Here is a 19,876-nt window from a genome sequence, read left to right as displayed (position 1 = left end):
TTACGGCTACGTCGTTCCCCGTCCGGAGACGTGCACCAGGACCGACACGGACAGGATGATCAGGGAGGTCAGGGCACCGACCGACAGGAGGCCCGACGGTGTGATCCGCGCGCTTGCCTTGAAGCTCACGCTGCGGCCGATCTGGATATCGAGCGTGGCGGTCTGGTCGTGGCCGTCGGGGACAGTCATGCAGGCTGGACTCCTTGAAAGCGGGATCGCGTCCGGTTGCCGGATGACGCAGCATGCCTGTATCCCCCCCCGATGACCGTTGCGATCGAGATCGGCACGCGAATCGAGACTGGTGCCCTCGCATCCAACATCGAGCCGGCAATGCTCGACCTCGAGGAGCTGCTGTCGACGCGGCTGCTGGTGCAGGGCAATTCAGGGTCCGGCAAGTCGCACCTGCTGCGCCGGCTGCTGGAACAGAGTGCGCCCTGGGTGCAGCAGGCGGTGATCGATCCGGAAGGCGACTTCGTCAGCCTGGCCGAGCGGTTCGGCCATCTGGTCATCGACGCCGCCGAACATGACGAGGCAGCCCTGGCGGCCGCCGGCGAACGGATGCGGGCGCATCGGGTGTCGGTGGTGCTGAACCTGGAAGGCATCGACGCGGAACTGCAGATGCGCCGCGCCGCCGCATTCCTCGGCGGCATGTTCGAGGCGCCGCGGGACAGCTGGTATCCGGTGCTGGTGGTGGTGGACGAGGCGCAGCTGTTTGCCCCCGCTTCCGCCGGCGAGGTCTCCGATGAAGCCAGACGGGCCTCGCTGGGCGCCATGACCAACCTGATGTGCCGTGGCCGCAAGCGCGGGCTGGCCGGGGTGATCGCGACTCAGCGCCTAGCCAAGCTTGCGAAGAACGTTGCCGCGGAGGCGACCAACTTCCTGATGGGCCGCACCTTCCTCGATATCGACATGGCGCGAGCGGCCGACCTGCTCGGCATGGAGCGCCGGCAGGCCGAGAGCTTCCGCGACCTCGGACGCGGACGCTTCCTGGCGCTGGGGCCGGCTTTGTCGCGCCGGCCGATCACCGTCGGGATCGGCGCCGTCGAGACGGAAAGCCGCTCGGCCGGGCCGAGCCTGCTGCCGCTGGCGCCGGCCGCGTCCGAGCAGGACATGCGCGAGCTGATCCTCACGCCGCTGCCAAATGCCGCTGCGACGCGGGCCCGCCGGATGCCGGCAGCGCCGCCGCCCGACATCCTGGCCCAGCTCTCGCTGCATGGCGTGGCGCGCGGCGCCCGTCGCGAGGCCGAGCTCGAGGTTCTGCTGCCGGTGCAGCAGACGCTGGAGGATGCCGCGAACGACCGGCGCCGGATGCAGTCGATCCTGCGCGCCATGCTGGCCGATGCCGAGAGCGGATACCGGCCGGTGCATGTGCTGTATCAGGACTTCCTGGTGCGCTGCCGGATCGACGGCATGGGCCGCGACGTCCTCGATATCGGACGGTTCCGCAAGGCGCTCGGCACCGCCCGTGCCGGCATCGACGAGGCCGACGCCGATGCTCCGGACTGGCAGGCGGCGGAACGGATCGCCTCGGCACTGCCGGAGGACGTCCAGGGCGTGTTCCTGCTGGTGGCCCGCGCCGCGCGGGACCGTCTGCCCTGTCCGTCCGATGCGGACATCGCGCGGGCCTACGGCACCCACTCGCCCAGCCGTGCCAGACGCCAACTGCTGTATCTGGAGGAGCAGGACGTGCTGGTCCTGCGCGAGGACGGAGCCGGCCGGCGCATCCTCACCATCGTCGGATCAGGCTGGGAAACACTGCCCGGCGATCCGGCGGCGGTCCCGGCCTGATCCCGGCCTCGCCGCGCCGGACACGCGATCCCGTGTCTGGCGGCAGTGCGCAAGCCATGCTTTCCTGCCGGTCGCATGTCGCCGATCCGGCAAGAGGGCCAACGGAAGGCCCCGGCCGCCTGCAAAGGGTAGTATCAATGATCCGTTCGCCTACGCCGCGTCTTGCCGCCATCACCGTTCTCGGCGGTCTTGCCATGCTGTGCCAGGGCGAACCGGCTGCTGCCGCCACCAAGGCAGGCGTGACCATGCCGGACACGATGGAAGTGGCCGGCAAGACGCTGCTCTTGAACGGGATCGGGGTGCGATCCTTCACCCTGCTTCACATACGCGGCTACATCGCCGCCTTGTACCTGCCGCAAAAGACCACCAGCCCGGCCGAGGCGCTAGCCGAGGTGGGCCCCAAGGCACTGTTCATGCAGTTCGTCCGCGGCGCCCCGGCCGACAAGGTCCACGACCTCTACGTGGAGTCCAGCCGGAACTATTGCACGAAGCATACCTGCACCGAAGCAGACAAGGCTGCGTTCGACAAGCTGCTCGGAACCGTGCAGACCGTGAAACCGGGCGATCGCACCGGCTTCATCGTCACCGACATTGGCGTGCAGGTGCTGTTCAACGGCAAGCAGTTGACGACGATCGACGATCCGAAATTCGGCTACACGATCCTGGACTCGGATCTCGGAACGACCTCCCCATCTGCGGAACTCCGCGACGGCCTTCTCGGCAAGAGCGCGAGCTAGCGTTCGACCGGACAGAGTGCTCGCTGGATCAGCGAGCCACAGTGTTCCGTTGATCCGCTGTGACCGAATATCCTTAGCGTGGATCCGTTTGAGCTTCCTTCGTCTCGAAGGTCCTGAACGCTTCCTCCAGCTGCCACTGCGCGCGTGCCCTGTCGCTGTGTGCCAGTAGATCCGCGTTCGGCTTGATCGGGTTGCCGCGAGCGTCGATGGTCAGCGCATTCCCGGCCAGGAAGCTGTAGGTCAGCGCATTGCGCGAAAGTGCCTTCAGCGCCGGATAGCCGAGGTGCCAGGTCTCGACCGCGCGCAGATACTCGTGGGTCAGGTCGATCCGCTCGACGCCTTCGTCATCGGTCGACAGCACCATCGGTACGCCGGCCGCCCGGTATGCGGTGAACGGGTGGTCGGCGCCGCGCACGCCCAGGATCTGGTCGTTGCTGGTCTGGTTGATCTCCACCGCGACGTGTCGCCGGGCCATTTCCGCCAGCAGGCCGGGCGCATCGTCCTCGTAGGTGATGTCGACGCCATGGCCGATCCGGCTGGCCCCGGCGATCTCGACCGCCTGGCGGATGTGGTTGCGCAGATCCTCCGGCGGTACCAGTCCCAGCGTGAGTTCGCCGGCATGCAGGCTGAGCTTCACCTCCGGATGGGCGGCATGGAAGAAGCGGAAGGCGCGCATGTGCAGGCCGTAGTCGCGCAGCGCGACCGGGTTGTCCTCGGGCGCCACGATGTTGATGCCGACGAAGCGTGGGTCGGCATGGACCAGCGCGTAGCTGTAGGCGAGCTGGGCGAACACCGCCCGCGGCGGCAGCACGCGCAGCAGGAAGGTCTGGTAGCGGATGATCACCCTGCAGCCCGGGTCGGGGGTGGCGGTCGCGCAATGCAGCACCTCGCGCATCCTCGCCTCGGCCTGGTCGGTATCGGTTTTCGCCTCGGCCAGCAGGTGTGGGATGCCATCCTGGATGGCGCCGAGGTCGGCGGCGAAATCCTCGTTCGCCCAGGGCCGGGACAGGCCGAGCCCGGCCGACTCGCGCACCCGCGGATACCACATGATCTCGAGGTATTCGGTGTGTTCGGCCGCCGCACGGCTGGCTTCCTCCGCCAGCATCTCGCCGACATGGCCGGTGCCGGCGGCGTCGAACTTGGGAAACGTCGAGAAGAAGTGGTCATGTCCCGACGCATCGCCGGGCGACGGCGTGAAATCGCGCATCGAGAGCTGGTCGATCATCGCATCCTCCAGCCCGGGATTTTGTGCGAGCGCGTCGGCGGCGGGCTTCAGGTCGCCGGTGCAGGGCGGCCGTGCGATCGAATGGTCATGCATGTCGATGCACAGGCCGCTCGCTCCCGCCCAGCCGAGATAGCTCTCGGCATAGATCGCGCCGGCCAGGTGATTGTGCAGGTCGCCGCCCTTGGGCATCTCCCGCAGGAACTCGCGCAGTCGTGGCGGGTCCGCGGACAGGCGATCGAACGCGCGTGCTGCGCCTGTGGCCGAATCGGACGCGGGGGCGGCTCGGACGCCCGGCGCGAGAACGGCGAGGGAGACCAGCAACAGGCTGGACAGGCGAAACAGGAGCGTGCAGCGGATCAGGACGGCACAAGACAGGATCGCTGCCGCAACGTCGAGGGACGAGACTGGATGAGCATGCGGGTGCGGACGGCGTCCAGCCGGATCGAGCGGTTGGGCCTGCTGGTCGTGATCGGCATCGTAACGGTCGCCCTGTGCGCCTACATGGCGCTGATCGAGGCCGGCCATTGGGGCTCGGACGAATACTACATCGCCGCGTTTAACGCCGCGTCCGGCTGGCGCTCGGTGCTCGGGCGCATGGTGCGCTGGAGCCCGAGGCCGTTCTCCGAGGCGGTGAGCGCGCTCTATCTTACTCTCTGCCACGGGCTCAGGCACTCGTTCGTGGTGCCGTTCCTGTTGCTGCTGTGGATCGGGTCGATCGCGGTCATCGCCGCCGCGGCACGCCGGGCCGGGGAGGCGCGGCCGGTGCTGTTCGCGGCAGTGCTGTTCGTGCTGGCGCTGATGCTGTGCCGGCCGGACGAGATGTTCTACTGGCCGATGGCGACCGTCGCCTATCTGTCAGCCTGGGCCGGACTTGCCGCGGTGACGGCACTCCGGCGCGCCGACACGGCGGCGGTTCGCCCGCCCTCGGCCGTCCCGATGACCGGCATGCTGCTGCTGGCAGCCTTCAGCGTCGAGATCGGCGCGGTCACCGTGCTCCTGGACGCCGTGCTCTGGGTCGTCGTCGCGCCGTCTCGCCTGCCGGGTCGGCCTGAAGCGGCCGGGTTCGCACGCAGTCGGCTGTCTGCTGCACGAGCGGGGCTGGTGCCGGCACTGGCGGGCGTGCTGATCTGCTTATCGGTGTATGTCAGCCGGATGCGGCCGATGGTCGAGGTGCTCGACCGCAGCAGCCTGCTGGCCGGCAACTGGCTGCGCAGCCTCCACGCGGCGGTGCCGGTTTTTGCGCATGAGCTGGTCGGCGTGCCGGGCCTGCCGGTGCTCGCCGCGATCCTGCTCAAGCTGGCGATTCTGCTGGTCCTGCCGCCGCCGGGCGCATCGACCGGGCCGGCGATGAGGCGCCGGATCGTCTGGGCGGTGTCGTTGCTGCTGGGCGCCTTCCTCTCGGTCGTGCTGTCGTTCCACCAATTCGGCATGCTGTGCTGCCAGCGCCACCAGACGATGCGGGCCGGCATGATGCTGCTGGCACTGGTCGCGCTGGCGCCGTCATCCGCGCTGCTCTGGCGCCGGTTGCCGGCGGGCCTGCGCGAGGTGACGCTCGCCGCTGTACTTCTGCTGCTGCTCGCAGCATGGACGCCGGCACTCAGGGCCGATCTCGCCCTGGTGCCCGGGCAGATGCGGGCGAGGTCGGAAAGCTGGAGTTCCGCACGCGCTCCGGGCGACGCGATGCTGTTCGCCGTGCCGCCGCCAGGCAAGTTGTTCGGCGGGCCGTCCTGGCCCTCGCAGACCGTCAGGCTGCGCGACGGACAGGTCCCCGCCTACGGCGCGGAGGCGATCGCGGCGTTCTTTGGCAAGCACGAGATGACGATCGTGCAGGCGCGCCCGTAGCGACCGCACGATACCGGATGCTTGCGACCAGGCCGGGGTAAACGTTCCGCCAGGCGCCTCCGTGTCGGTCTGGCCGCCTGCGGGATCGATGATCCGCAGGCGGTGACGCGACCCGGAAGTGCCCGGAAGACCGTCAGATGGTCAGCGTTTCCACCAGCCGCTCCGGGGCTTCGCCGCGGGTGCATCGCTGCTGATGATCTTCGCCTGGACGATGCTCGGATCCGCGACGCTCACAGCGTCGGCTGCGGGCGCCGGTTCCGGTGCTGCCACAGACGTTTCGGGCGCTGGTTCCGGCGCGATCGCGACCTGGGGGGCTTCGGGCTCGGCGGCCAGCTCGACCGCCGGGTCCGTTGCATCCGGGGTCACCGCCTCGACCGGTGCAGCCTTTTTTGCCCGGCTGGCACGTGGCTTCCGCACCTTCGGAGTTGCCGGCGCCTTGGCATCCGCGGCGACGTCCGGACCGAGGTCCAATGTCGGCGCAACCACCGGCTCGACCTCTCCGATTGCGTCCACCACCGGCTCCGGTACCGGCACGGCCGCTTCCTGTGCGGGCTCGGCCGGTGCCGGTGCCGGGGTCGGCTCCGGTGTCGTCTCCGCTATTGGCTGCGAACGGATCGGGCTGGACGGCGCGTAGGACGCCGCCGATGCCGATGGGTTAGGCACCAGGGCCACGCCTTCGTCAGCGTCGCGTTCCATCAGTTCGAAGATGTCGTAGCTACCTGCAAACGGATCGGCCGGCGTCGGACCGTTGTACGGGCGAGGCGCCTGCCCCTGCGCATCCTGACGGTCGGCAGGCCCGGCATCGGCATCGCTGCCGTCCGGACGGGGACGATTGCGCCCGCCTCCACGACGGCGACGACCGCGCTGTCCGGGGTCCTGACCGGGTTCGGCAGCCCGGGTGGCATCGACCGGCGCCACATCGGCCGCGCTCGCTTCGAACACCGACGGCGACGCCAGCGTTTCCCCAGGAAGTAGGGTCGGTGCGACCGCATCGGCGGTCTCACCCGGCATCTCGTCCTCGTCGCTGCCGCCCAGCTCGGGCTGTGCCGCGCCTTCGGGCATGACCGATCCATCCTCGCGACGGCCACCACGGCGGCGGCGGCGGCGGCGCTTGCGACGGTGTTCGTCCTCGCCGTCCGCGGCAACCGGGCCTTCGGACGATGCCGCCGCGTCCGGCAGGGCCGGCTGGGCCTGGTCGGCCACGCGGGCGACGACCGGCTTCTGCGCCTGGACGGGCTCGTCGTCCCAGCCTTCCTCGGTTTCGGCCATCACCGGCGGGGGTGCCGCCGCGATCGGGATACGAGTTGCCTGGACCGGCGCCGGAGCCGGACGCTCGACCGGTGCGGCGAGCTGTGGCCCGACATAGGTGCCGATCTTGTCGATCTCGAGCGCCGGCGGGATCAGGCTGTCGTCCGCGAGCAGATGCACCGTCAGATGATGGCGGGTCTCGATCTCCTGCAGCCAGGCACGCTTGTGGTTGAGCACGTAGAACGCCACCGACGCGGCGACACGGACGCGGATCTCGGCGGATTTCCGCTTGCCCGCTTCCTCCTCGATGGCACGCAGCACATGCAGCGCCGAGCTCTCGGTGCCGCGCATGAAGCCGCTGCCGCCGCAATGCGCGCAGGTCACGAAGCTGCTTTCGGCAAGCGACGGGCGCAGCCGCTGGCGCGACATTTCCATCAGGCCGAAATGGCTGATCGAGCCGACCTGGATGCGGGCGCGGTCGTTGCGCAGCGCGTCCTTGAGGCGGCGCTCGACCATGGCATTGTTGCGTCGCGCCTCCATATCGATGAAGTCGATGACGATGAGGCCGGCCAGGTCGCGCAGGCGAAGCTGGCGGGCCACCTCGTCGGCGGCCTCCATGTTGGTGCGGAGCGCCGTCTCCTCGATGCTGCGCTCGCGGGTGGAGCGGCCGGAGTTGACGTCGATCGCGACCAGCGCCTCGGTCTGGTTGATCACCAGGTAGCCGCCCGAGCGAAGCTGCACGGTCGGCTGCAGCATCGCGTCGAGATGGTGCTCGACCTGGTAGTGCGAGAACAGCGGCTGGCTCTCGTCGCGCCAGAGGTTAACCTTGTTGGCGTTCGCCGGCATCAGGGTGCGCATGAACTCGCGCGCGCCCTTCCAGCCAGGCTCGCCGTCGACGACGATTTCCTCGATGTCCTTGGTATAGACGTCGCGGATCGCGCGCTTGATCAGGCTGGCTTCCTCGTAGACGAGGCAGGGCGCCGAGGATTCCAGCGTGGTCTCACGGATGTCGTCCCAGGTCCGCAGCAGGTATTCGCAGTCGCGGCGGATTTCCGGCTTCGGTCGCTGGGCGCCGGCGGTGCGGACGATCATCGCCATGCCGCGCGGGATTTCCAGCTCGGTGGTGATGTCCTTCAGGCGCTTGCGGTCGGCGGCCGAGGTGATCTTGCGGGACACGCCACCGCCACGCAGCGAATTGGGCATCAGCACGCAGAAGCGGCCGGCCAGCGACACGTAGGTGGTGAGGGCGGCGCCCTTGTTGCCGCGCTCCTCCTTGACGACCTGGATCAGCAGGATCTGCCGGCGGCGCATGACCTCCTGGATCTTGTACTGGCGCAGGAAGCGGGCGGTGCGGCGTTGCGCGCGGCCGTCATCGTCGCCGCCGTTCTCGCCACCGACCGTTTCCGGGGCGGGCTCGTCCGACTGCTCGGGACGCGGCTGGCGGTCGTGCGCGGAGCGGTTCGATACGCGGGCCGGTGCGTCGTTCGTGCCGTCCTCGGCGTTGCCGGACTCCGATGCGCCGGACTCCGATGCGCCGGACTCCGATGCGCCGGCATGCTCGGCGTGGGTATCGGCATCCGCGTAGACCGTCTCGACCTGCACTGCGAGCGCGATGGTGCCATCCGGCTCGGGGCCGAATTCGCTCTCGTCGTCGGGCTGGTCCGATGACGGCTCGAAGGTCTCGGCCTGATCGGCAAAGGGATCGACGCTGGACCTGCGATTGCCGGACGGGGCGTGGTCCGTCGTGTCGTCGCCGCTGTCGTCGTCGGCCTCGTCCTCGCGATCGGCGCGGGCCTCGTCGGCGCGGGCTTCCTCCTCCTGGAGGGCGATCAGCCGTTCGCGGTCCGCAACCGGGATCTGGTAATAGTCGGGATGGATCTCGCTGAAGGCGAGGAAGCCGTGCCGGTTGCCGCCGTATTCCACGAACGCCGCCTGCAGGCTCGGCTCGATTCGGACGATCTTGGCGAGGTAGATATTGCCCTTGATCTGCTTCTTCGCCGAGGTTTCGACGTCGTAATCTTCGAGCCTGTTACCGTCCAGCACAACGACGCGGGTTTCTTCCGCGTGTGTCGTGTCGATCAGCATGCGCTTGGTCATGAGAGAGGGAACTCCGGTGGGCCGGGGCACCGCTCCAGTCGCCGGGTCCGGCCGGGCGGTTGCGCCCTAGCCTCCGGACGACGAGGAAAACAGGAGGGAGCGTCGCGCGCGCGGCAATGGGGGGCAGTTGACGGGCGTCCGACGCCTTGGCCGACGGCACCGCGGATACCGCATGGCGCAGGGCCATTGGTGATTCCTGGTTCCGATTCGGGGCTATGGCGGCGATCATCCGGTCCTTAGGCGTGAGGTGCGGGGGCCGCACGGCATGCCGGACGGTACCCGCTGTGGGCTAACAGGGCCGTGCAGGGCTGCGACATGACATCGTCCCGGCTGACGCGGCATATGCGGGAGCATCTTGGCGCTTGCCGGGCCGGACGCGGAAGACCTGCTCCCGGTGACCATCGGCGCGCGTTCCATGCGGAAGGCATAATGCCGGACGAGAACCAGTTCCAACGGAGCGCGCCGAAGACGCAACTTCCACGAGAACGAGCACGCTCGTCACACCCTTCGATGATGACAACAAACTTCGGCTGCTGCAAGCCGCTTCGCCAAGGTGTTTCCGGAGCGCCGGTAGTGCGCAGGATCATGATCGTCGCAATGACGCGAGCCTCTATGCTATCGTCTTGAGTGCCAAGGTCAGCAGTCGCCTGCAGACGCTTGTAACCACGAACAAAGGCCGTGCGCATGCGAGGTGATTCGTTGCCGGTTCCGCCGGTTGTTCCGCCAACCGAACCGCAGCCCGACCGGCATCGCCGGCGCCTGCTGTCGGCAACCTTGTCCGGCGCCGGCCTGATCGGGGCGGGCCTGCTATCGCCGCGCGCGGCGCAGGCGGCGGCGGAGCATACGATGCACCGGTCGGGCCATCACGCTCCGGTGGCGGCGCCGGCGATCGTCGGCCGGGCGCAGAAGCCGATGCCGCTGGTGATGCTGGACCCGGGGCATGGCGGCAAGGATCCCGGCGCCATCGGCATTTCCGGAACCTACGAGAAGCACATCGCCGAAGCCGCTGCGTCCGAGCTGCAGCGGCAGCTGCTGGCAACCGGCCGGTATCGCGTCTCGCTGACCCGCGGCACCGATGTGTTCATCCCGCTCGAGGACCGCGTCGGTATCGCCGAAGGCAAGCAGGCAGCCCTGTTCGTCTCGATGCATGCCGATGCGCTGCATGATCCCGGCGTACGCGGTGCCAGCGTCTATACCTTGTCGGACGGAGCCTCCGACGTGCAGACCGCGGCCCTGGCGCGCACCGAGAACAGCGCCGATCGCTTCGCCGGCCCCCGCTTCCACGGCACGTCGCCCGAGGTGCAGCGGATCCTGGCGAGCCTGGTGCGTCAGGAAACCCGGTCGGGCTCGGCGCACATGGCGGGAAGCGTGGTTGCCGCCTTCAGGCCGCGGATCGGGCTGCTCACCAACCCGTCGCGTCACGCCGGCTTCGTTGTCCTGAAGGCGGCCGATATTCCCAGCGTGCTGGTCGAGATGGGCTTCATGTCGAACCGGCTCGACGAGGCGGCCCTCAGGCAGTCATCGCACCGCACCCTGGTCGCATCCGCCATGGCGCGGGCGATCGACGGCTATTTCGCCTCCTCGGCGGGAGGCTTTACCCGTCTCTCCGGCTGATCGCAGCCCGGCCTACCAGCCGTAGCCCTCGCCCGGGGGCGGCAGCGGCGGCGGCGGCGGCGGCGTCAGGGCCGGCGCGTAGCTGCCGTAACCACCCGGGCCTTGGTACGCGACCACCTGCGGCTGAACGATCATGTTCCCGGAACTGATGGTGCACTGGGCATAGGCGTTGTCGTAGTTCCCCTGGAACGCGGCGCCGGACCGTTGCGCGCTGTCGGCGCCCGAGGCGGAGCCGAACAGGAGCCCGCCACCCGCGCCGATCGCGGCACCCGCAGCCGGATCGCCGGCGGCGGCGCCTAGCAATGCGCCGGCTGCCGCACCGAGTACCGTGCCGAGTGCCGCACTGCCGATGCCGCTCTGGGTCGCGGCCTGCGATGGCGTTACCCCACCGTTCGCCTGCACGGCTGCCTGCCGGCAGCGTGCGTCTTCGGCCTGGAACTGCTGCGCGCTCTTTCCCTGTCCGGGCTGCGCAAGGATGGTCGGACCCGGTGGTGGGACCACCGCGCAAGCGGACAGGGCGAACAGGCCTGCGAGGGCCGTGGAAGCAAGGGGCAAGGGGCGCATGATGATGTCAGCCTGCATTCCGGAGGTGTCTCATTACATATTATAGCTCCCGGCCGCTTTCGGGGAGGGCCGACGCTGTAACAGATGGTGTTGCCGGGTGGCTGGCCGGTGCGGACAGGCTGGCATGCACGACAACGTGTCGGATTGTGCTGGCAAAGAACGCGGTGTCGGCTAAAACCGCCTGATGGCATGTCGAGCGTCCCCTCCGGACTGCAGGATCCGCATCTTTTTAAGCGCTGGATCGATCGTGCCCGGCTGCCGGACGACCGCAGCCGTGGCTCTCCCGGGCATCGTTGCGGCGATGCTTCGACTTAACAGCCCCTGAGCGAGGAGCTGGCGGATCGCTCCGCCGGCGCGCTTTGGGGGTCGAGGCGGACAGCACCAGACAAGCGGGCCTGCGCGGCCACCAGCTCGCAGAACACGCCCGGACGAACGACACGGAGCCACCATGAGCATTGACCATCCCAGCTTCGGCCGCATCGCGGACGATCGCGTCATCATCTTCGACACCACGCTGCGTGACGGCGAGCAGTCGCCCGGCTTCTCGATGAACATCCCCGAGAAGATCCGCATGGCGCATGCCCTCGCCGAACTCGGCGTCGACGTGATCGAGGCCGGCTTCCCGGTCGCCAGCCCCGGCGACTTCGACAGCGTGCGCCAGATCGCCGAGCATGTTCGTGGCCCGGTGATTTGCGGCCTGGCCCGCACCGGTGGCCGCGACGACATCGCCCGCGCCGGCGAGGCGGTGCGTCCGGCCGAGCGGCGGCGGATCCACAACTTCATCTCCACCTCGCCGCTGCACATGAAATACAAGCTGCGCATGGAGCCGGAAACGGTGCTGGAACTGGTCACCGCCGGCAACCTGGCGTCGCGCCAGTTCACCGACGACGTCGAGTGGTCGGCCGAGGATGGCAGCCGCACCGAGCCCGAGTTCCTGTGCCGCTGCGTCGAGGCCGCGATCAAGGCCGGCGCCACCACCATCAACATCCCCGACACCGTCGGCTACGCGACGCCCGAGGACATGGCGGCGATCTTCACCATGCTGCGGGAGCGGGTGCCCGGTGCGGACACGGTGATCCTGTCCGCCCACAATCATAACGACCTCGGCCTGGCGGTCGCCAACACCATCGCCTCGCTGAAGGCCGGCGTGCGGCAGATCGAGTGCACCATCAACGGCATCGGCGAGCGCGCCGGCAATGCTGCACTCGAGGAGATCGTGATGGCACTGCGCACCCGCCAGGATGCGTTGCCGTACCAGAACAACATCCAGACGCCGCACCTGCTTCGCGTGTCGCGCATGCTGGCGACCATCACCGGCTTCGACGTGCAGCCGAACAAGGCGATCGTCGGCCGCAACGCGTTCGCGCACGAGAGCGGCATCCATCAGGACGGCATGCTGAAGAACGCCGCCACCTACGAGATCATGACGCCCGAGAGCGTCGGCTGGACCAAGTCGTCGCTGGTGCTGGGCAAGCATTCCGGTCGCGCCGCGTTCCGCGACAAGCTCAACGCGATGGGCTACGGCGACCTCGGTGACAACCAGGTGCAGGACGCGTTCATCCGCTTCAAGGACCTCGCCGACCGCAAGAAGACCGTCTACGACGAGGATATCGTCGCCCTGGTGGACGAGGAAGTGCGGGACCATGCGCGCATCCGCTTCGTCTCGCTGGACGTCGCCGGCGGCTCGAAGCGCGCCAGCCGCGCCGAGCTGGAGCTCGAGATCGACGGCGAAGTCGTGGTGACCGCGACCACCGGCAACGGTCCGGTCGATGCCGCCTTCAATGCGGTCCGCACCTTGTTCTCGCACGAGGCGACGCTGGTGCTGTTCTCGGTCGGCGCCGTGACCGAAGGCACCGATGCGCAGGCGCACACCACCGTCAGGCTCGAGGAGAATGGCAAGATGGTGGACGGGCAGGGGTCTGATACCGACACCGTCGTGTCCGCCGTGCGCGCCTATGTTCACGCGCTCAACAAGCTGCTGGTCAAGCGCACCCGTCAGCAGCCGGAAGCGCTGTCAGCGTAGGCTCTATCAGGCCAGGCCGAAGAACAGGGCAACCGCCCGGTTGACGGCGATCATCGTGAGATCGTCAAGTTCGCCGAATACCGGGCCAAGCCTGATGCGCGCCGGTGTCTGCGGCTTGTCGACCATGATCTGAGATGGCTTGGTCAGGCCGTTCCGGTCGTTTGGCTGGACCATGATGCGTGTCAAAGGCGCATCCAGAAGCATGCTGGTGATCGGCAGGATCGTGACCGAGTGCAGGTCATGGAAGAGATCGCCCTGTATGATCAGGGCAGGACGGGGTTTTCCCTGATCTCCCTGCAAGGCTACGGTAACCAGATCACCACGCCTCACGCCGTCCAGCCGTCCATATCGGACACCGCGGACCAGGATTCGTATTCGGTATGCCCCGCCTGTAATTCGGCGTCACGAATGATCCGGGACTGGCGCGCGCACTCCAGCGCGAACCCCGGCGCCCGTGTATCGGGAACCCAGATCTGTACCGGCCTCAGCCCTGCTGCTCTTAGCTTGTCGCGGCGGCGCCTCACGCGCTCCGCACCTGTTCCAGTTGCTGTCATGCGTTACATGTAGCGTACGGGATATCTGTTTCCAATTGTCCGCTCGACCTGCCGGCCGTCCACAACCACCTCCTGTTCCACAGACGGGCGCGGGCCTGCTACAACCTGGTCGGCCAGCCGAGGACTGTTCATGTCGCCGCCGCAAGACCCGGGATCGCACCGCTCCAGCCTCGGCAGACGCGGCCTCTGCCTGGTGATCTCGGCGCCTTCGGGTGCCGGCAAGAGCACCATCGCCAACGCCCTCCGGGCCGCCGAGCCGGAGCTGATGCATTCAGTCAGTGTCACCACGCGCGCGTCGCGTCCGGGCGAGGTCGAGGGCGTGCACTACTATTTCCGCACCAGGGACCAGTTCGCGGCGATGGCGCAGTCGGGCGAACTGCTCGAATGGGCCGAGGTGTTCGGCCGTGGCTACGGCACCCCGCGCGCGGCGGTCGAGGCCTGTCTCGCCGGCGGCCGCGACATGGTGTTCGACATCGACTGGCAGGGGCACCGCCAGTTGCGTGCGGCACTGCCCGCCGACGTGGTCAGCCTGTTCGTTCTGCCGCCGTCGCTGCCGATCCTGGAAAGCCGGCTGCGTGCCCGCGCGTCCGACGATGTCGCCGAGATCGCCCGGCGCATGGCGGCGGCCCGCGACGAGATCGCGCACTGGCGGGAATTCGACCATGTGATCGTCAACGAGGTGCTGGAGCGCGCGATCCGCGATGCGCGCGCCGTGCTGAACGCCGCCCGGATCGCCACTGCGCGGCAGCTCGGCATGGCGGACCTGGTTCAGGGCTTCGGCTAAGGCTGCACGGATGGATTTCTCCCACCTGACCGTGCTGTGCGTCGGCGACGTGATGCTGGACCGGTTCGTCTATGGCGACATGGAGCGGATCTCGCCGGAAGCGCCAGTGCCGGTGCTGCGGCTGAACCGCACCCGCGAGATGCCCGGCGGCGTCGGCAATGTCGCCAACAACATCCTGTCGCTGGGTGGACGCGCGATCCTGATCGGGCTGCTCGGCGACGACGAGGCCGGCGCCACCCTGCGCCGGCTGGTGGCGGCGCAGCCTCGGCTCGAGGATGCCATGGTGACGACCGGGGCGCGTCCGACGGTCTGCAAGACCCGCTTCATCGCAGCCCACCAGCAGGTGGTGCGGACCGACGAGGAGAGCCGCCTGGCCCTGCAGCCGGACGAGCAGGTCGCGCTGATCGCCGGCATCGAGGTCTGGATAGGCCAGGCGGACGTGCTGCTGCTGTCAGACTACGCCAAGGGCACGTTGGGCAAGCCGGTCATTGCGCGCGCGATCCAGCTTGCCCGGGCGCAAGGCATCCCGGTGTTCGTGGACCCGAAATCGGCGGACGTGGCGCGTTACCATGGCGCCACCTGCATCAAGCCGAATGCGCGCGAGCTGGCCGCGGCCTCGGGACTGCCGGTCGAGGAGGAACTCGAGGTGGTCGCGGCGGCGCAGCAGGTGATGCGGCTCGCCGGTGCCGATGCGATCCTGGCGACCCGGTCCGAGAAGGGCATGATGCTGGTCGAGCGATCCGGCGCGGTGCATGCGGTCCGCTCGCGGGCCCGAGAGATATTCGACCTGTCCGGCGCCGGCGACACGGTGATCGCGACGTTGGCGCTGGCCTACGCCTCCGGCCGGTCGCTGGAACAATCGATGCACATCGCCAACGCGGCCGCGGGCGTGGTGGTCGGCAAGCTTGGGACCGCGACCGCCGATATCGCCGAGGTGATCGAGGAACTCGACCTGCAGGACCAGGAGCTGGGCAGGCTCGCGCCGGATGCCGGCAGCATCGCCGGCCTGTCGTCGCTGCCCCGGGTGCTGGGGCTGGTGGCGCGCTGGAAGGAGCAGGGCCTGAGGGTCGGCTTCACCAATGGCGTCTTCGACATCCTGCATCCGGGCCACGTGGCCTTGCTGGCCGCGGCGCGCTCGGCCTGCGACCGGCTGGTGGTCGGGCTGAACACCGATGCGAGCGTGGAACGACTGAAGGGGCCGTCGCGGCCGGTCAATACGCTCGGCGCCCGCGCCCAGGTGATCGCGGCGATCCGTCACGTCGATGCGGTGGTGGCGTTCGAGGACGATACACCGCTGGCGCTGATCAAGGCGCTGCTGCCGGACGTGCTGGTGAAGGGCGCGGATTATACGGCGGATCAGGTAGTCGGCGCACGCGAGGTCGAGGCGGCCGGCGGACGGCTGGTGCTGGCACGGCTGGTTCCGGACATCTCGACCACCGGCACGATCGCCCGCATCCGCACAGCGACGCTATTGTCGCAGCCTGCTCCGAGCTGATGCTCGCCGGCCCGATCACGCCCACCCGCCCCGGGTCCAGCCAGGCCGCCGAGATCCGGCGAGTGCAGGATGGCCTGCGCGCCTGGATATTCGACCTGGCGCTGCCGTTCTGGAGCACCGTCGGCATGGACCGGTCCAGGTCCGGCCAGATGCGCGGGGCGTGCGAACAGCTGACGCTCGCGGGGGCGCCGGCACAGCCGGGCTTCACGCGGATGCGGGTGCAGGCGCGCCAGCTCTATGTGTTCTCCGAGGCGGCCGCGCGCGGGTTCGAAGGCGCCGGCACCATCGCCGCGCGGATCCACCGGTTCATGACCCGGGAGGGTGCGGCATCCGACGGCGGCTGGGCGAGGCTGCTCGATCCGGACGGGCACGTGCTGGACCCGACCAACGACCTGTACGACCTGGCGTTCGTGCTGTTCGCGCTCGCCCGCTACGCGCGGCTGACCGGCGAGCCGGAGCCGCTGCGCCAGGCCGGGCACACGCTGGTGTTCCTGCGCCAGCGCATGGCGCGTTCCTCCGGCGGCTTCTCCAACGTCGATCCGCCGCAACCCGGCTGGCGGCAGCAGAACCCGCACATGCATCTGCTGGAGGCGGCTCTCGAACTGTTCGACGTCAGCCGCGACGAGCGCTGGGCAGTGCTGGCACGGCAGCTCGTGACCCTGTTCCGCACCCGGCTGATCGAGCGCGGCAGCGACACGCTCGGCGAATATTTCCACGAGAGCTGGTTGCGTGCGGTCGGCATCGACGGCGACAAGGTCGAGCCCGGGCACCATGCCGAGTGGGTGTGGCTGCTCGACCGGCACCAAACGCTGCTTGGTGACAGGACCCTGCGCCTGGCGCGGCGCCTCGACGGTATCTGCACGCGGCATGCGATCGGTCCGGAAACCGGTTTGATGCGGGACGAGATCGGACGCGAGGGGAACCTGCGGCGCGGTTCCGCCAGGCTCTGGGTGCAGACCGAGATGCTGCGCGCGAACTGCGTGATGCACCGGGTTGCAGCGGCCAACAGCGATCCGGTCGATGCCAGGGCGAGGCTCGCCGCGATCGTGCGTACGACCGACAACCTGCTGACCCGGTATCTGGTCGGCGCCGAGAGCAAGGTGCTGCCACCGGGCACCTGGATCGACCAGCTCGACGCGTTCGCGCAGCCGGCAATCGACAAGATCCCGACGAGCTCGTTCTACCACATCATGGCCGGCTGGGTTGAGCTCGACCAGCTTCGGCCGTCGGTGGATGCCGTCTGAGCCGGACCGGGGTATGCCTGTCGATCCATCCCCGTTATCCACAGATGTGCACGTTATCCACAGGCACACATCAAGGCCGCGGTTGCGCTAGACTGCCGGGGTGAACCAGATCGATCCCGTCCGCCGTGACTCGCTGCTAGGCCTCTCGCAGCGCCTTCCGCCCTCCAACCAGGCGGCGGAGCAGGCACTGCTCGGCGCGCTGCTGGCCAACAACAAGGCCTACGAGCGCGTCGCCGAGTTCCTGATCCCGGACCATTTCACCGATCCTATCAACGGACGCATCTACCAGGCGATCGTGCGCCGGGTGGAGGCGGGCCAGCTCGCCGACGCGATCATGCTGAAGGCCGAGTTCGAGCATTCCGGCGTGCTCGACGAGGTCGGCGGCACCGCCTACCTCGCCCAGTTGCTGACCGCGATGGTCGGCATCATCAATGCCGGCGAGTACGGCAAGGCGATCCACGATGCCTGGATCCGCCGCCAGCTGATCGATATCGGCGAGACCGTCGTCAACAACGCGTTCGGCCTCAACCCGGAGCTGACCGGCAGCGACCAGATCGAGGCCGCCGAGGAGACGCTGTTCCGGCTGGCTACCGACAAGGGCCAGGATGGCGGCTTCGTTACCTTCGAGCGCGCGCTGACCGACGCGATCGGGATTGCCGAGAAGGCCTTCCATCGCACCGGCGCGGTGGCCGGCCTGACCACCGGCCTGCGCGATCTCGACAAGAAAACCGGCGGAATGCATCCGTCCGACCTGCTGATCCTGGCCGGCCGGCCTGCGATGGGCAAAACCGCACTCGCCACCAAGATCGCATTCGGCGCGGCACGCTCGCTGATGCAGGAAGCGCGCGAGCAGGGGCCGGGCACCCAGCCGAAGGGATCGGTTGCGTTCTTCTCGCTCGAGATGAGCGCCGAGCAGCTGGCGACCCGCCTGCTGTCCGAGGAGAGCCGGGTGTCGGGCGAGCGCATCCGCCGCGGCGAGATCGGGCAGAAGGAGTTCGACCGGTTCGTGCAGGTGAGCCGCGAGCTGCAGACGCTGCCGTTGCATATCGACGACACGCCTGCGATCAGCCTGTCCGCGATGCGCACCCGCTGCCGCAGGCTGGCGCGCACCAAGGGGCTGAGCCTGGTGGTGGTCGATTACCTGCAGCTGATGCGGCCGGCGGTCGGCACCAAGCCCGACAACCGGGTGATGGAGATCTCGATGATCACCCAGGGGTTGAAGGCGCTGGCCAAGGAACTCGAGATCCCGGTGCTGGCGCTGTCGCAGCTGTCCCGGCAGGTCGAGAGCCGTGAGGACAAGCGGCCGCAGCTTTCGGACTTGCGTGAGTCCGGCTCGATCGAGCAGGACGCCGACGCGGTGATGTTCGTGTATCGCGACGAGTATTATCTGCAGCAGCGCATCCCGAAGGATACGATGTTCGAGAGCAACGACAAGTTCCAGGTCGCGATGGAAGCCTGGCAGCACAAGATGGAGCTCGCTCACAACAAGGCCGAGTTGCTGCTGGAAAAGCAGCGCCACGGGCCAACCGGAAAGATCGACCTGTTCTTCGAGGGCGAGTTCACCCGCTTCGCGGATATCGACCTCGTGCATGGGGGGTAGTCCCGCCGGCCGGATTATCCGATCACGCGGCAAGCGCGCATCATGACGCGGCAATCCGGGTGAAGGATATTTCGTGCTCGACGATCAGGCCCTGCTCGAACCGGCGTTCAGCGCAGCCACGCCGCGCCAGCGCGTCGTACTGATCCGCGAGTTCGCCAATCGCCGCGCGACGGGGCTGTTCGACGAACTGCGTGCGGGCCCGGACTGGAGGCCACAGCCTCCGCGACGGGTGCCCGGATTGGCCAGCGCGGTGCTCTTCCTGATGGTTAAGGACGAGGCGGAAATCATCGGCCAGAATCTCCGGCATCACTATGCATTGGGATTCCGCAGGTTCTTCATTCTCGATAACGGAAGCAGCGACCAGACTGCGGCAATCATCGCCGGGTTTCGCAGCGCGTATCCGGATGCCGGGGTGTTTTCGGCCTCCGACTACATCGTCGGGCACTACCAGGCCAAGAAGATGCAAGCGCTGGTAGCATTCATGCAGGCCTATCTGCATTACGAAGCCGATCAGCCGGACTGGCTGTTCTTCGTCGACGCGGATGAGTTCATCACCTTCGCATCGGGGGCCGGGGACGAGCGACGGTTCGGCGACGTGCTTGCCGATCCCTCGAAAACCCTGCTGGTCTTCCACTGGGCCCAGTGTGCAAGCGATCGGGTGCTCGAAGCTTTGCCCGTGGGCGAGGATCTGTCAGTGGCACTTCCGATCGTGTGGCCGAGGATGAAAGTGGCAGTCACCAAGGTGGCCTATCGGTTGAACCACGGTTTGGAGCCGATCCAGGGAAACCATCTGGTCGAGGAGTTTCCCTATTCCGCCTCGGACGTCGCGATCATGGCCGAGGCGGATTTCTACCTGTTCCATTATCCGGTCCGGACCGTCGAGCAGTTGCGCAGGAAAGTGGTGAACGGGAACCGTGCCTTGCTGGCGACCGCCGACCGGGACGGATTGAGTGGAACAGCCACCCACTGGCGGACCTATCACCAGTGGTATGAACAGGCAGGCGACGTGGCGCTGCGCCAGGTCGTCGAGGAACATATAGACGGCTGCCTCAACGGCTGAC

General features: G+C 68.1%; 16 protein-coding genes. 10 read left to right on the top strand and 6 right to left on the bottom strand.

Features of this window, described 5'->3' with window-relative positions; translation table 11 throughout:
- Positions 1-6 precede the first annotated feature (6 nt).
- Entirely contained in the window at positions 7-189 is a 183-nt protein-coding gene (locus HN018_RS15005; RefSeq protein ID WP_171833295.1) for a hypothetical protein, read from the bottom strand.
- A 72-nt stretch (positions 190-261) separates the two neighbouring features.
- Between HN018_RS15005 and HN018_RS15000 the strand changes: the two genes are divergently transcribed.
- On the top strand, positions 262-1,788 hold the full coding sequence (locus HN018_RS15000) for an ATP-binding protein (protein WP_171833296.1): 1,527 nt from the start codon (positions 262-264) through the stop codon (positions 1,786-1,788).
- Positions 1,789-1,925: 137 nt separating this feature from the next.
- A complete protein-coding gene (locus tag HN018_RS14995) occupies positions 1,926-2,525 on the top strand; it encodes a chalcone isomerase family protein (RefSeq protein WP_171833297.1) in 600 nt (199 codons plus the stop codon).
- Positions 2,526-2,598: 73 nt separating this feature from the next.
- Here the strand turns inward: HN018_RS14995 and HN018_RS14990 are convergent, their stop codons facing one another.
- Complete coding sequence (locus HN018_RS14990) at positions 2,599-4,071, bottom strand: adenosine deaminase family protein (protein ID WP_239478704.1); 1,473 nt, start codon at positions 4,069-4,071, stop codon at positions 2,599-2,601.
- An 87-nt stretch (positions 4,072-4,158) separates the two neighbouring features.
- Here HN018_RS14990 and HN018_RS14985 point away from each other — a divergent pair, with 87 nt between their 5' ends.
- Positions 4,159-5,592, top strand: a complete 1,434-nt coding sequence (locus HN018_RS14985; RefSeq protein WP_172443408.1) for a hypothetical protein — start codon at positions 4,159-4,161, stop codon at positions 5,590-5,592.
- Between the two features lie 141 nt (positions 5,593-5,733).
- Here HN018_RS14985 and HN018_RS14980 read toward each other — a convergent pair whose 3' ends face one another.
- Positions 5,734-8,937, bottom strand: coding sequence for an Rne/Rng family ribonuclease (locus HN018_RS14980; RefSeq protein WP_239478703.1), 3,204 nt, complete (start codon positions 8,935-8,937; stop codon positions 5,734-5,736).
- Between the two features lie 684 nt (positions 8,938-9,621).
- Here HN018_RS14980 and HN018_RS14975 point away from each other — a divergent pair.
- Entirely contained in the window at positions 9,622-10,551 is a 930-nt protein-coding gene (locus tag HN018_RS14975; RefSeq protein ID WP_171833300.1) for an N-acetylmuramoyl-L-alanine amidase family protein, read from the top strand.
- A 12-nt stretch (positions 10,552-10,563) separates the two neighbouring features.
- On the opposite strand, the gene HN018_RS14970 is transcribed toward HN018_RS14975, so the two are convergent.
- Positions 10,564-11,115, bottom strand: a complete 552-nt coding sequence (locus tag HN018_RS14970; protein ID WP_171833301.1) for a glycine zipper family protein — start codon at positions 11,113-11,115, stop codon at positions 10,564-10,566.
- Positions 11,116-11,563: 448 nt separating this feature from the next.
- On the opposite strand from HN018_RS14970, the gene HN018_RS14965 reads away from it, so the two are divergent.
- Positions 11,564-13,138, top strand: coding sequence for a 2-isopropylmalate synthase (locus HN018_RS14965; protein WP_171833302.1), 1,575 nt, complete (start codon positions 11,564-11,566; stop codon positions 13,136-13,138).
- A gap of 6 nt (positions 13,139-13,144) precedes the next feature.
- On the opposite strand, the gene HN018_RS14960 is transcribed toward HN018_RS14965, so the two are convergent.
- Together HN018_RS14960 and HN018_RS14955 are read right to left on the bottom strand one after the other, a co-directional pair.
- Positions 13,145-13,468 (bottom strand): type II toxin-antitoxin system PemK/MazF family toxin, encoded by a 324-nt coding sequence (locus tag HN018_RS14960; RefSeq protein ID WP_171833303.1) that lies wholly within the window; start codon positions 13,466-13,468, stop codon positions 13,145-13,147.
- Positions 13,465-13,692: an antitoxin MazE family protein gene (locus tag HN018_RS14955; protein WP_171833304.1), complete on the bottom strand. Its 228-nt coding sequence runs from the start codon at positions 13,690-13,692 to the stop codon at positions 13,465-13,467. Before HN018_RS14955 ends, HN018_RS14960 begins: the two co-directional genes overlap by 4 nt.
- Before the next feature lie 130 nt (positions 13,693-13,822).
- Here HN018_RS14955 and gmk point away from each other — a divergent pair, with 130 nt between their 5' ends.
- The 5 genes from gmk (at position 13,823) to HN018_RS14930 (ending at position 19,875) form a co-directional block, all read left to right on the top strand.
- Positions 13,823-14,476 (top strand): guanylate kinase, encoded by a 654-nt coding sequence (gmk, locus tag HN018_RS14950; RefSeq protein ID WP_171833305.1) that lies wholly within the window; start codon positions 13,823-13,825, stop codon positions 14,474-14,476.
- Positions 14,477-14,486: 10 nt separating this feature from the next.
- Positions 14,487-15,971, top strand: a complete 1,485-nt coding sequence (gene rfaE1 / locus HN018_RS14945) for a D-glycero-beta-D-manno-heptose-7-phosphate kinase (protein WP_171833306.1) — start codon at positions 14,487-14,489, stop codon at positions 15,969-15,971.
- Positions 15,971-17,215, top strand: coding sequence for an AGE family epimerase/isomerase (locus tag HN018_RS14940; RefSeq protein WP_171833307.1), 1,245 nt, complete (start codon positions 15,971-15,973; stop codon positions 17,213-17,215). The genes rfaE1 and HN018_RS14940 overlap by 1 nt, the downstream gene beginning before the upstream one ends.
- 100 nt (positions 17,216-17,315) lie before the next feature.
- The gene (locus HN018_RS14935) at positions 17,316-18,815 is read left to right on the top strand and encodes a replicative DNA helicase (RefSeq protein ID WP_171833308.1); all 1,500 of its coding nucleotides are present in this window, start codon (positions 17,316-17,318) and stop codon (positions 18,813-18,815) included.
- A gap of 73 nt (positions 18,816-18,888) precedes the next feature.
- On the top strand, positions 18,889-19,875 hold the full coding sequence (locus HN018_RS14930) for a glycosyltransferase family 2 protein (RefSeq protein ID WP_171833309.1): 987 nt from the start codon (positions 18,889-18,891) through the stop codon (positions 19,873-19,875).
- The last annotated feature ends 1 nt before the right edge of the window (position 19,876 follow it).

Origin of the sequence: Lichenicola cladoniae (assembly GCF_013201075.1) — a bacterium.
GTDB classification, from domain to species: Bacteria; Pseudomonadota; Alphaproteobacteria; order Acetobacterales; family Acetobacteraceae; genus Lichenicola; species Lichenicola cladoniae.
This window is presented reverse-complemented; position numbering and strand designations above follow the sequence as displayed.